Annotated in this window: 14 protein-coding genes; 2 read left to right on the forward strand and 12 right to left on the reverse strand. The window is 35.0% G+C overall.

Annotation, left to right across the window (positions count from 1 at the left end; genetic code table 11):
• Positions 1-92: 92 nt before the first annotated feature.
• From wrbA to AC4GZ8_RS24500, 7 genes are all read right to left on the reverse strand, one after another.
• On the reverse strand, positions 93-704 hold the full coding sequence (gene wrbA / locus AC4GZ8_RS24470; RefSeq protein WP_491084495.1) for an NAD(P)H:quinone oxidoreductase: 612 nt from the start codon (positions 702-704) through the stop codon (positions 93-95).
• A gap of 501 nt (positions 705-1,205) precedes the next feature.
• Positions 1,206-1,808 (reverse strand): alpha/beta hydrolase, encoded by a 603-nt coding sequence (locus AC4GZ8_RS24475; RefSeq protein WP_491084496.1) that lies wholly within the window; start codon positions 1,806-1,808, stop codon positions 1,206-1,208.
• A complete protein-coding gene (locus AC4GZ8_RS24480) occupies positions 1,808-2,752 on the reverse strand; it encodes a ring-cleaving dioxygenase (protein ID WP_491084497.1) in 945 nt (314 codons plus the stop codon). Before AC4GZ8_RS24480 ends, AC4GZ8_RS24475 begins: the two co-directional genes overlap by 1 nt.
• 33 nt (positions 2,753-2,785) lie before the next feature.
• On the reverse strand, positions 2,786-3,394 hold the full coding sequence (locus AC4GZ8_RS24485) for a flavin reductase family protein (RefSeq protein ID WP_491084498.1): 609 nt from the start codon (positions 3,392-3,394) through the stop codon (positions 2,786-2,788).
• A 23-nt stretch (positions 3,395-3,417) separates the two neighbouring features.
• The gene (locus tag AC4GZ8_RS24490; RefSeq protein WP_491084499.1) at positions 3,418-4,356 is read right to left on the reverse strand and encodes a ring-cleaving dioxygenase; all 939 of its coding nucleotides are present in this window, start codon (positions 4,354-4,356) and stop codon (positions 3,418-3,420) included.
• 165 nt (positions 4,357-4,521) lie between these two features.
• Positions 4,522-4,920 carry a DoxX family protein gene (locus AC4GZ8_RS24495; RefSeq protein ID WP_491084500.1) on the reverse strand — a complete coding sequence of 133 codons (399 nt, stop codon included), beginning with the start codon at positions 4,918-4,920 and terminating at the stop codon, positions 4,522-4,524.
• Between the two features lie 53 nt (positions 4,921-4,973).
• Positions 4,974-5,402 carry a MarR family winged helix-turn-helix transcriptional regulator gene (locus AC4GZ8_RS24500; protein WP_491084501.1) on the reverse strand — a complete coding sequence of 143 codons (429 nt, stop codon included), beginning with the start codon at positions 5,400-5,402 and terminating at the stop codon, positions 4,974-4,976.
• Between the two features lie 275 nt (positions 5,403-5,677).
• On the opposite strand from AC4GZ8_RS24500, the gene AC4GZ8_RS24505 reads away from it, so the two are divergent.
• Positions 5,678-8,755 carry a hybrid sensor histidine kinase/response regulator gene (locus AC4GZ8_RS24505; protein ID WP_491084502.1) on the forward strand — a complete coding sequence of 1,026 codons (3,078 nt, stop codon included), beginning with the start codon at positions 5,678-5,680 and terminating at the stop codon, positions 8,753-8,755.
• Between the two features lie 81 nt (positions 8,756-8,836).
• Complete coding sequence (locus AC4GZ8_RS24510) at positions 8,837-9,952, forward strand: response regulator (protein WP_491084503.1); 1,116 nt, start codon at positions 8,837-8,839, stop codon at positions 9,950-9,952.
• A gap of 18 nt (positions 9,953-9,970) precedes the next feature.
• Here AC4GZ8_RS24510 and AC4GZ8_RS24515 read toward each other — a convergent pair whose 3' ends face one another.
• From AC4GZ8_RS24515 to AC4GZ8_RS24535, 5 genes are all read right to left on the reverse strand, one after another.
• The gene (locus tag AC4GZ8_RS24515) at positions 9,971-10,102 is read right to left on the reverse strand and encodes an anti-repressor SinI family protein (RefSeq protein WP_491084504.1); all 132 of its coding nucleotides are present in this window, start codon (positions 10,100-10,102) and stop codon (positions 9,971-9,973) included.
• 221 nt (positions 10,103-10,323) lie between these two features.
• Positions 10,324-11,178, reverse strand: a complete 855-nt coding sequence (locus tag AC4GZ8_RS24520; RefSeq protein WP_491084505.1) for an MBL fold metallo-hydrolase — start codon at positions 11,176-11,178, stop codon at positions 10,324-10,326.
• Between the two features lie 72 nt (positions 11,179-11,250).
• The gene (locus AC4GZ8_RS24525; RefSeq protein WP_491084506.1) at positions 11,251-11,703 is read right to left on the reverse strand and encodes an NUDIX hydrolase; all 453 of its coding nucleotides are present in this window, start codon (positions 11,701-11,703) and stop codon (positions 11,251-11,253) included.
• Positions 11,704-11,723: 20 nt separating this feature from the next.
• Positions 11,724-12,206 carry an NUDIX hydrolase gene (locus AC4GZ8_RS24530; RefSeq protein ID WP_491084507.1) on the reverse strand — a complete coding sequence of 161 codons (483 nt, stop codon included), beginning with the start codon at positions 12,204-12,206 and terminating at the stop codon, positions 11,724-11,726.
• Positions 12,207-12,517: 311 nt separating this feature from the next.
• A complete protein-coding gene (locus AC4GZ8_RS24535; RefSeq protein ID WP_491084508.1) occupies positions 12,518-13,348 on the reverse strand; it encodes a carbonic anhydrase in 831 nt (276 codons plus the stop codon).
• Positions 13,349-13,459: the final 111 nt, after the last annotated feature.

Below are 13,459 nucleotides of genomic sequence, written 5' to 3' on the forward strand. Positions count from 1 at the left end.
GGAGGTTCAATGGAGTGATAGCTTCCTTTAAAAAATGATTTCTAACGTTACAAAAAGGAGCTAACCATTTGATTAGCTCCTTTTTGTGGTTATTATTGGTTTCCTTTTTTCACCCATTCAGCTACTGTAACAGTACGTTTTGCTTGGTGTTTTACCGCTGCTTGTACGTCTTCGATCATTTTACCATCTTGATCAACTGTCACACTTGTCCCATAAGGGTTTCCTCCAGCTCCAAATGTAACTGGATCAGTGTAACCAGGGGAAGCAACAAGTGCACCCCAATGATGCATTGTTGTATATAATGATAAAATAGTAGCTTCTTGACCTCCGTGAGGATTTTGTGCTGAGGTCATTGCACTTACAACCTTATTGACAAGCTTTCCATTAAACCAAAGTCCACCAGTTGTATCCAGAAATTGCTTCATTTGTGATGGCATATTACCAAATCGAGTTGGTACACTGAATATAATCGCATCTGCCCACTCTAGATCTTCAAGTTTTACCTCTGGTACATCTTTTGTTGCCTCAACATGAGCCTTCCATGCCGGATTAGATTCGATTGCTGCTTGTGGAGCTGTTTCAGGAACCTTTAGAATCTTCACCTCAGCTCCCACTTCTTTTGCCCCTTGCTCAGCCCATTGAGCTAATTGATAATTTGTACCAGATGAACTGTAATAAATAACTGCTAATTTAACATTTGACATATTTTCCGTCTCCTTTTTGGTTGAATTTCCAAATAATCTACTTAAAATTCCCAAAGCTAGACACCACCTAAATATATTTCATTCCTTAAACCTCAGTCTATAAAACCACCCCTTCCAATCGATCCCTCAACATAATGCCCTAAAAATCGACATAGAATAACTAGGACATTAAGTACGTTTTAAAGAGTTCCTTTTGGAATTAAGTTATAATTTATATCTAAACTGGGTTTTTATTACAAAGAATCATTCTTGAAGTCAGTCATTAGCACCCGCCAGTACTAATGACAAAATCCTTAGATTATCCATTATTTAAATAGTCTTTGTTCCACAATGATTTTTACTAATAATTAGATGACTTAAGGATCAAATGATTGCAGGGTAAACTGCCATAGCCTATAGTTCTAATTCATATCCAGCCATTTGCTATTACCTAAAAGGTCTATAGACAGTTGTATTTTTAGCGTTGCGCCAATCATTAGTAATCCAAATAAATCAGAAATATTACAACTTTCGATACCACTGTGCAGCAGCTTCAACTCCTTCCACTGTCAATTGATGACCTTTATTTTCCCAATGAAGTTCTACATTTGCATTTGCCTTTTCGAATAACGATTGTAGTTCAGTCGATTCACCTGGTGAGCAAATTGGGTCATTTGTTCCAGCTGCAATGAACACAGACTTTCCTGATAAATCAGGAAGTTCAATTCCTCTTCTTGGTACCATTGGGTGATGAAGTATGGCAGCCTTTAATGCATTTTTATAATGAAATAATAAACTTGCAGCAATATTCGCCCCATTTGAATAACCAATTGCAGTCATATTATTTCGATCAAAACCATACTTTTCTGCTGCTTTATCAAGAAACTCATTTAATTCCTTTGTACGGAAAATAAGATCTACTTCATCAAACACACCTTCAGCTAATCTACGAAAGAATCGCGGCATTCCATTTTCTAATACATTCCCTCTGACACTTAACACTGATGCTTCATCATCAATCATCCCAGCAAGAGGCAACAGATCCAATTCATTCCCACCAGTACCATGTAGCAATAATAATGTTGGTTTTGATAGATCTTTTCCTTCATTAAAAATATGTTTCATTATTTTTCTCCCTCCAGAATACGTACTCCCACACTAGGTAAGGTTCCTTCTAACTCTTTCCGCTTTGACTCTAGCCAAGGCGGTAACATAAGTTTTTTTCCAAGTTCGTCAACAGATTCATCAACTGAAAAACCCGGTAGGTCTGTCGCTATTTCGAAAAGTATCCCCCCTTGTTCATGGAAATACACCGCTTTAAAATAGTTTCTGTCACGAATTTCAGTCGGATAATATTCTTTTTCCTGAAGCTGAGATCTCCATTTGTGAAGTTCTTGTTCATCCTTTGCCCTCCATGCGATATGGTGAACAGTTCCAGCTCCCATTAGTCCACGAACCGAAGGAGTTAACTTAATATCAATCATATTTCCTAGATCCCCTTCAGCTTTAAACCTAAGAAACCCATCTTCATCACCAATACATTCAAGTCCTAAAATATTTTCTAGAACATCTGCAGTTTTATTAGGTTGAGCTGATATTAATGTAGCTCCACCAAAGCCCTTAATCGCATTCTCAGCTTGAATGGCACCAAAGTTCCAATGATTTATTGGTCCTTCATTTCGTTCGATAAGTTCAAGTTGGAGTCCATCAGGGTCATTAAATAGAATGAACTTTTCACCAAATCGCTCAGAAGTACTAAAGTCAACGCCGAATTTTTGTAATCGTTGTTTCCAAAAATGAATGGATCCACCAGGAATAATAAAGGTAATGACTCCTACCTGCCCCGTCCCAATTCGACCCTTTAACTGTTTAGCCCATGGAAAAAAAGTGATAACAGTACCCGGTTGTCCTGTTTCATTACCAAAATAGAGATGATACACTTCCGGACGATCAAAATTTATCGTCTTTTTTACAAGTCTTAATCCAAGGAGACCCGCATAAAAATCAATATTTCGCTGGGCATCGTTCACCATCGCTGTGATATGATGGATTCCTGTTGTTTTTTGCACACTTATCTTCTCCATTCTTTTATTTGATAAAGCTTATTTTGGTCGATCAATTGAAAATATCTCTCCTATTTTCGCATAATTCGTACCAGCTAATCGACTCACAGCAGCTAAGCCCTTTGGATCAATTCTTCCGTTTTCATAAATATTATTGTCAATATGGAATTGAACAACTTTTCCGATGATAAAATCACATCCAGGTGTATCAAATCCTCCCAATTCTAATGACTGTTCAAGAACACATTCCATTCGAATTTTTGCTTCTTTTACTCCTGGTACTGAAATTCTCTCACTTTCAACTGGAGTTAATTTCCCTATCTCTATTTCACTTTGATCAGGGGGAAGACCGGCAGCTGTTTCATTCACTTCTCCAACATTTTGCTCATCAACTATGTGAATAACAAATTCCTTTAAATCGTTAATGTTTCTCGCTGTATCCTTTTGTCTTCCCTCTGAACGTTGAATTGACAATGAAATCATCGGGGGATTTGATGATACGATATTAAAGTAGCTAAAAGGCGCACCATTTAAAACAGCCCCCTTTGAAAGTGTTGTGACAAAAGCAATCGGTCTTGGTATGATGCTTCCGATTAGAAATTTATAGTTTTCTCTTTCGGTATTTTTGGAAGGGTCAATTGATAGCAAAGAAATCATTCCTTTACATTAAATTAATCTAACTCTCTTACTTCAAATGGTAATAAACTTTGTTCGATCTGCCCTCTAAATTGCTCATACTGCTTTGGTAACATCAATTTTTCTCCCATTGTCGCTGAAGATTCATCATGTGCAAATCCGGGAGGATCCGTTGCAATTTCAAATAGGATTTCTCCATGTTCCCTAAAATAAATGGCATTAAAATAATTTCTGTCCTGTACAGGTGTTACCCCATAGCCGTTTTCAGCAATATATTTTTGCCAAGCCAATTGGTCTTGGTCATCAATAGCACGCCATGCAATATGGTGGACTGTTCCAACTCCCATTCTTCCACGCCCAATCGGAGTTAATTTTAAATCAATGATATTTCCTATTTCTGCTGAAGAACGGAAACGGATAAAGTCCCCTTCTTTTGATATAAGCTCAAGCCCCATTACCGTCTCTAATAGTTCGGCGGTTTTTTCTGGCTCAGTCGATAATAGAGTCGCACCGCCAAATCCCTTAATAGCAACTTCTGAAGTTAATCCTCCAAAGTTCCATGTATTGGATTCTCCCTTTTCTCGTTCTACAATCTCCAAATGAAGCCCATGAGGATCATCAAATTCCAAGTATTGTTCCCCAAACCTTTCCATTTCGTTATAAGAAACATTGAATTTTTCTAGTCTTTTTTTCCAAAATTCCATTGCCCCTTTAGGAATGACAAAGGACGTAACTCCAACTTGACCGTCACCAATGGTTCCCTTTGCAGCTCCTGCCCACGGGAAAAATGTCATGATTGTTCCCGGTTTACCACCTTCATCACCAAAATAAAGATGGTAAGTTCCTGGATCATCAAAATTAACTGTTTGTTTTACTAAACGTAGACCTAAAACACCTGCATAGAAATCAACATTTTCTTGCGGATGACCAGCAATTGCTGTAATATGATGAATCCCCATCGTTTTTTTACTCACTTTATTTTCACTCCAATTTTCAAAAATTTAACTTGATTTATTTTAATATACCTAACAAATTCGCATACTAATTTGAACTTTTATTGTTGTATATTTTTCCAGTCACTCTACTTATATATTCGCATTCATATACTCTTAATTGAAGTATCTCTACACTGAGGTATATTAGAATAAGAGAGCATCAAGACTATATTGACCCGCACCTATTAACGCTATACCAATAGCAACTACAAGCAATGTTAAATTATATTCATATCCATTCGAAGTTGCCCATAATCCGTTTTGACCATGTACCTTAACAATAGCCATTAACATCGTTGCTGCGATTATAATTCCTGCAAGTGGAGTTAAAAATCCTAAAGCAAACAAAATTCCTCCAGTAAGTTCTGCTAATCCCGCAAAAAGAGCGATTGTTACTCCTGGCTTCATGCCAATTGATTCAAACCACCCTCCAGTACCTTTTAATCCATAACCACCAAACCAACCAAATAACTTTTGAGCACCATGGCCAATGAATAAAACACCAATAACTAATCTAATCATTAATAATCCAATACCTATCATTTGAAATCCTCCTATTTTTATATCTCGATTTCGAGATATATGAATATAAAAAATTATTTTTCCAATTTTTCTTTTACCTTTTTCAAAAGAATATCAAATTGTTCTAACTCCTTAGGATGTAAGGAATCAAAAGCAAGATCAACAAATTCCTCATGCTCAGGCATGACCGTATTCATTAATCCTAATCCTTTTTCAGTTAATGTTATATGCACAACTCTTCGATCTTCCGGACAAGCATTTCTTTTTAATAGACCTTTTTGTTCCAGCTTATCAATCACATATGTCATTGAACTGTTGGCAACTAAAATACTATTGGCGATTTGCTGTATTGTTTGTTTTCCTTTATGAAAAAGTACCTCCAACACTGAGAATTCTGTAATACTTAAATTATTTTGGTTCATATCGTCCCTTATTCGTTCCTGAAATAATCTTGCTGTTTGCATAAGCAATAAAAATGAGTGATTAGTACACTTTCGATCCATATGACACCTCCTTAAAAATTTTGTGTTATTTATTTCGAATTGAATTATTCTTAATTAATTTATTTTGAATATGAGATAATTCTAGACCTGAAATTACCTTTTGTCAACAGCTTTCTAAAAATTAATCACAATTTATTGATTTAGATCATCTATATTGGTCATGCAGCCTCAAATACTAAAAATATTTTTTATTCTATGAATTAGCCATTGCAAATATTTACCTATTCTGGCAAGTTATAAATTGAAGGTTAAATTTTACAACTAGGGAGAAACATATGTCCATTCGAAAATTACTAACAATCGTTCTTGCATTTATCATTGTTCTTACAAGTTTCCGAGTCTTTTGGTTTATCAATCATTTACCACTCGATCAACCGTTTGTTGAGGATGGTGTTATTGACTTATCTCATTTAGCATTATCTGATACATCAACTGTTGCCCTTGATGGCGAATGGTCATTTTATCCAAATATATTTGCTGCACCTGAAGAACTCCCAGCTGCGGCTGAACAAAGCTTCATTCAAGTCCCGCGGGGATGGAAGGAGCTTTCTACAATTACAAACAAAAATGAACAGGTGGGTACTTACGAGTTGCGGATTCATGTTCAAGACAACCATGAACAGTATGGATTAAAAGTTCATAGAATTACAGACTCATTTAATCTCTACGCAAACGGAGATTTAGTTGAACAAAGAACTGCTTCTATTGACAAAATGAAGGTTAATCAGTCCTCCCTTGTACCGTCAATCGTAACGGTCACTCCTGATGAAGCGGGATGGATTCATCTAGTTATTTCTGTTTCTTCTAGTGATGAAGTCTATGATGGAGGGTTATTAAAATCCATTCGTTTCGGAACAGAAAATGCAATTACAAGAGAATATTGGACATTATCGGCCATGCAACTAATGCTTGCTGCCATAATGTTGGTTCACGGAATTTACTCATGTATTCTTTATTTTATTCGTCCGAAAAAAATCGAGCTTTTGTATTTTACGGTAGCCATGTTACTTTCCTCTCTATCGATTTTGGTTAGTGACGATCGACTCATTCTTCAATGGATACCATTAAATTATGACATATTTGCTAAGCTTGCCTATCTGTCATATACAGGGCTATCTCTGTTCTTCTTATTGTTTGTGAGACATCTATTTACAAATAATAAACGAAATCAAATGGTTCGATGGATTTCTGGATTTTGCGGATTATATGGGCTATTTATTGTAATGGCCCCTACAACACTTATAAGAGATTGGTCATTGTTACTACTATTTGTACTATCAATACCCTTTACTGCCATCATATTACTTGTGGCACAAGTAATCGTAAAAAAAGAGAAGGATTCCCTCTTTTTATTACTTGCAGCGATTAGCGTAATATCAAGCATCCTATGGTCATCCTTTGCTGGAAGAGTACACTCATTTAATTTAGGAATTATTAGCATGATTGATCCCAACTTTTATCCAGTTGATTTAACCCTTGCACTTTTGGCATTTTCTACTTTTTGGTTCATTCGCTTCTTTCGTGCAAATGACGAGAATCATGAGCTCGTGGACAAGCTTCAAAAGGAGTATTCAACAAAGAATCAGTTTTTAGCCAATACTTCCCAAGAGCTTCGTAATCCTTTACATGGGATGATTAATATGGCTCAAAGCATTATTGATAAGGATGCCTCAAGACTGACTACTCAAAGTAAACAAAACCTTGAGCTTCTCATGGTTATTGGTCGACGGATGTCTTATTTATTAAACGACTTAATTAATGTAACAAAAATACAGCAAAACAATATCAACTTGAATAAACAAACCGTTGCCCTTCTTCCTGTCATCACAACTATTGTTAATGTTCAGAAGATGATGATGGATCAGAAGAATCTTCAATTTAAGCTAGACGTTCCTATAGACTTTCCTCGTGTTTATACGGATGAGACCCATCTAAAACAAATTTTGTTTAATTTGCTAAATAATTCGGTGAAATATACTGAAAATGGTGTGATCTCAGTTGTAGCAAAAGTAAAAGACAATAAGGCAGTCATCATTATAAAGGATTCTGGCATCGGTATGGATGAAGAAACACAGAAGCGGATTTTCCTTCCGTATGAGCAGGGGTCGAAGGAGAATTACGAGGACCAAGGTGGACTGGGGCTAGGGTTGACCATTTGCCAGAAATTGCTTTCGATGAATGATGGGACACTAGCCGTTAAATCCAATCCCTCAAAAGGCTCTGTGTTCACAATTACCTTGCCGCTTGCAAAGGATCAAGAAATTGAACTTTATCATACAACCGGTCAAGAAGATATAGGCTATCAAGAGTTAGCAGTATCTGAAGCTCAGATATCTCCAAGAAATGAGCAAGGTTTGATCAAACCAAAAATTTTGGCTGTTGATGATGATCCAATGAATCTACATATTTTAAAAAGCATTCTCTTAGCTGAAGAGTATTTAATTGAAACTGTTACAAGCGGTAAGGAAGTTTTAAATCGGTTGGACGAAGGTTGGGATCTCATTATTGCCGATATCATGATGCCAGCAATGTCAGGCTATGAATTAACAACTAAAATACGAGAGCATTTTTCGATTTCTGAACTACCTATTTTATTATTAACAACTCATAATAACCCAGAAGAGATTTATACCGGGTTTCTTGCAGGAGCAAATGATTATCTAGTAAAACCACTAGATACAATAGAATTAAAGATGAGGATTGGTGTAATAATCGACCTAAAACATTCAATTCAGGAACGATTAAGAATAGAAGGTGCTTGGCTGCAATCACAGATTCAGCCGCATTTTCTCTTTAATACACTAAATTCAATTGCAGCGCTAGGTATTACAGATCCATCTAGAATGCTTGATTTACTTGAGGAATTCAGTAATTATTTACGCTTAAGCTTTGATTTCAATAATGCCGAACCACTTGTTCCATTAACCCATGAACTCTCTCTTGTCCGATCTTATTTATATATTGAAAAGATAAGGTTTAATGAGCGTCTTACCGTCAATTGGGAACTTAATTACAGTGGTGAATGGATGATTCCGCCTTTAACCATTCAGCCGCTTGTCGAAAATGCAGTGAAACATGGTATTTTTTCGAAGCCCGAAGGAGGCACTATTTCGATTAAACTATCAAACGTAGCCAATGAATTAAAAATTGAAGTAAGTGATGATGGTAAAGGGATAGGTCCCGAAAAACAACAAAATTTGTTTTCATTCGTAAAATCTGAACAAAAAAAAGGAATTGGACTCATAAACGTTAATCGCCGACTGAAGCAACTGTACAGGCAAGGATTGACCATTCAAAGTAAATTAGATCAAGGAACGACCATTACATTTTTCATCCATGAAGAAAAGAGATAAACAAATTCCTTTTCCTTTTTCCTCTATTTGCTCTGGTTATATTTAAATATTGATTTCTACAAAGCATCTAGGAGGTATAAAATGATTAAAGCGATATTAGTAGATGATGAGATTCTAGCACTAAATTATTTAACAAAATTACTTCAAGCATTTCCAATGATACAAATTATCAATACATACACAGATAAAACGAGTATTCTGGAGGATATTCAAAAGCAAACCATTGATGTGATATTTTTAGATATTGAAATGGCTGATGGAAACGGCTTAGACTTTGCAGAAACTATTTATTCTTTATCACCTTCGATCCAAATAGTATTTGTTACTGCATATGCAGAACATGCAATAAAAGCATTTGAATTAAATTCGATTGATTATTTATTAAAGCCTGTTATGCCCAGTCGATTGGCTAAGACTATACAGAGATTATCAAAAAATGTCATTGACCATAAAGTTGAACGAGAGATGAGGAATCCGCCAATATCTATCAAGTGCTTTCATGAATTTCAGGTGTTAAAAGATGGAGAACAGCTCCATTTTAAAACTGCAAAGGTAAAGGAGTTATTCGCATATTTTGTCACCTTTATTAATACGTATATCCCTCGTGACCGTATCATAGATCATCTCTGGCCAAATCATGATCAAAAAAAAGCAAAAATTAGTCTTCATACTAGTCTATCCCATTTGCGAAAACTTTTGAGCACACTTGGATATGCAAACAGTATTACATTTTCAAGTCAGAGCTATATACTGAAAATGGATACGGTACATTGCGATTTAACTTTGATCAATGAGGCTGTTATGAATAAAGATAAGGTGAACGAATCAAATATTCTTCAAGTTGAAAAAGCACTTAAACTCTATACTGGTTCATTTATGGAATGGAACCACTATGGATGGGCAAATGAAATTGCACAAAAAATAGAAAACGATGTAATTATCCTTTTAGAAAAAGTAATAGATTATTATTGTGAAAATGACAGCTTTAAAGCATTACATTATCTACAACTTCAAAGAAAGTTAGCACCTTACTTAGATCGGAATATTGAGCGAACAATGCGTCTTCTCATTCAACAAGGAAATCATGTCGCTGCAATGAAAATATATAATGATTATGAGCAATTGCTTTCAGAAGATCTAGGCATTGATCCCGAAGAACGTCTAGCAAAACTTTATCAGTCGTTACTAATTGGATAACCGTTGCCAAAGGGCCTTTTATCTTTTCACTTTATGATTGGATTGAAAAAAGGCCCTTATTTCATCTATACTCATACCTAAATTCTTAGCTTCAACTATTAAAGAAGTCCATTCTTCATCTAATTGATTTTGTTTACAGGCATCATTCATTTTCTTCAATCCCCCCTAAATATATGTTCATTCATTATATCGTTTACCTCTTAAATATCTCTTAAATGAAAAAAAGGCACATCCACAATGGAATTGCCTTCAATCAATATTCATAAGATAAATGGTCCTCTCGTTATTCTAATTTTCATTTCACAAAAATATTTGTTAACCTCTCACCTTAACCAGCACTTTTCACTTTTTTATCCTATTACATGAAAGATTTATAGACTAACGATTTGGGTATCATATGCAAACTCTGCATTTATGCCGGAATCTTTTAACAACGATTCTACTTCTCTAAATTCTTTAAAGCTTAATCCATTAGATTCTTCAACGTGTGTTAATAACACTTTATCCGCTTTAAGGGCCTTCACTACTTCGATTGTTTGAGTAAAGGTTGCTTCCTCTTTAAAAACAGGGTGATCTTCGGATATTAATCTGTTACCAGTTAATGGGTGAAATTCAAATATTCCAACTGGTAAAATTGCAAGGTCAACACCAATCATCGTCTTGTCTGGTATCCAATTATTTAATTCATCCATAGCAATAAGCACCTTTTTATTTTCACTTTCAATCTTAAAAGCATAAACATAATCCTCAGCCAATCGAAATGGATAAATTTTTGTACCATTTAATGAAAAACTCTCTCCATCTTTCAACCTATTTAAATTAGCAAATCCTTGACATTCAAAAAAATTTAAATGGTCGCTAGTACCAAGAAATGCTTTGAAATCTATTTCTACCTGTTCTGGAAGATATACATCTATTTTCTTGTTTTGAGGGGGATTGTTAATCCAATCTGCGCTTAAAGTTTCGATAATTCTCCTACCCATTACATGATCAGGGTGCCAATGAGAATAAATAATTCCTTTAACCTCATCAATATTCGATCGATTGATTTGTTGGTATATATCTTCCGGTGTATCAATCAGCAAATCGGGACCATGCACAAATATACTTGGACCCATTCGGCTATAAGGAACTCCTTGTTCTCTTGCCTCTAAACAAACCTTGCACTTGCATAGTGGTCGTGGGGTTGTGATTGCACCCCCAGTACCAAGAAATTCAATTTTCATCTTATAGCAATCCTCCTATCTGTTAGTTCCTTTTGACTTGATGATAGTTAATACTCTTTATGTGCCTATCTTTTATGTATGTTTTCTGGATAATAAATCATCAAATAGATCTTTTTGAGAAGGGAAAAGCTTTTCAGGTAATAAATCCAGGGGAAAGAACTTAACAGCTAACGATTCCTTATTAAAAGTAATATCACCTCTATAATTTTTACATGTATAGAGGATTATGACATCAAAAAATTTATCCCCATTTTCCAAAACCTGTTTTCTTCCATTTCCTGAGTAAACATTAAATAATTCAATTTCACCTAAAATAATTCCGGTTTCCTCGTAAATTTCTCTTCTTGCTGTTTCTTCAGCAGATTCTCCTAATTCCATAAATCCTCCAGGTATACCCCAATATCCATTATCTGAACGTTGATGGAGTAATAACCGATTTTGTTTATCAAAAACTAAAGCACCTGCTGCAACTAAAATAACATATTTATTCCCAACCATATTTCTTAAGTATTTAATGTAATCCATTCAATTCCCCCCTTCTTACCTTATTTCTTACTTTTTAAAGATGGCTCTAATCCCCAAAACTCATCCCCTAATGCCTCAATAAGGGATTTTGCCCTCTTTTCAAGATTCTTCGGTAGTGTGTTTTTGTTGAAATACTCTAGACTTATACTCTCTTCATCATTCATCTCAAGTTGCCCGCTTACATCTATTGCTCGGTATAGATTAATGACACTATATGTTTCATCCCCATTTGGATAACAAAAATAATATTGTGGACCTGAAAAAACATCTATTAATTCAAAGCTTCTGGCTTCAAGTCCTGTTTCTTCTTTTAATTCACGAGCAGCAGCTTCTTCCAATGTTTCCCTTAATTCCATTGAACCACCCGGCAGCCCCCAATCCAAGGTGTCAGAACGGTGTTGGAAAAGAATTTCCTTTTTCTCATTTATGACAAGGATTGTTGCACCAACACTAATTATAGGCCGATTACCGATAAATTTCCTTAGGTCAGATATATAGCTCACGAATTAACCTCCTTAATAATCTATTAGATAGATATATATTTCTAGTTTGAATCAATCATTACCTTCTTTGAAATATCCTGATCGTTGTTGAAAAATTTCATCGAATCGAAGATCTTCAATATGGGAAAATCATTGTTTTAGATGGGACAAATGTGATTGCTGAACTACCTATAAAATGATTGGATTTTATAGGTAGAAAAAAGGCGTGACTATAATAGTTCACGCCTTTTGGTTGAAGAGTTATATCGATGCATGACTTTAGAGAACATCATATAATAATGATTTCTACTAGAGTTTTTTAATATATCCAATTAGTAGCTTTTAACCTCTCGATCATTCAAAGACTGTACTTGACGATGATTATCATGAAAGATATTTTGAAAAATATCAATTTGTTGTTTAGACATTTCAATTGGATCTTTAAAAACAGTCCATTTTACCGATTCTGAGCAAGGTGGTGTTGTTAAAGAACCATTATAATAATAAGCAGACTGATCTTCAGGTAAAAGATAATTTAAATTGATTGGATCATTTACTGGTACATCCGCATCAGTCTTTTCTTCAGGTATAACATTCCAGATCGAAGCTAAATCTTTGTTTTCTGAACCTTCTTTAATCATTAGTCCAAGTACAGCAATATTCCCATCCTTGTCTGTATGTACAAGATGCAACTCCATATTGTAATTTTCACCATCAAACTGATGTTCACTCGGGGTATGGAAATGGAATTGGCTAAGCTTATACTCCGTTCCATCTAAAATAATCCTATTATTTTCGTCTAATAGATTTGCTTGTACAGTATGACCATTGTTCATAATAGAAACAGATGTTGAGGATCCATATTTTATCTGCACCTTTTTTGCATTTTCTTCCTTTAATGCTTTTGCTGAATCAATGTTGATAGGTGACTGCTCTGTTCCATTTGTACATAATGCGTTTGCTGAATCTAGCTCAGCCCAATGTTCAGGACCTGTTTCACCTTCATATGACCAATGAACCTCCTCATTTTCTGATGATTCATCCTGTTCGACTTGATCAGTTGAAGAATTTGTTGTGTCGCTACTAGCTTCATTAGAGGAACAAGCCCCTAATGATAAGATTAACATTGCCATAAAAAATAAATTTAAAGATTTTTTTAACATAGAATTTATTTCACCTCCGTAATAAATTACTTTATAAATAATAGAAACAATACTATTTTTTGTAAACTGCGATTTCTTATAAATAAAGCGCATACAATACTAGAATGCTAT

Source organism: Metabacillus sp. RB-C-LZQ-3-1, assembly GCF_058315175.1.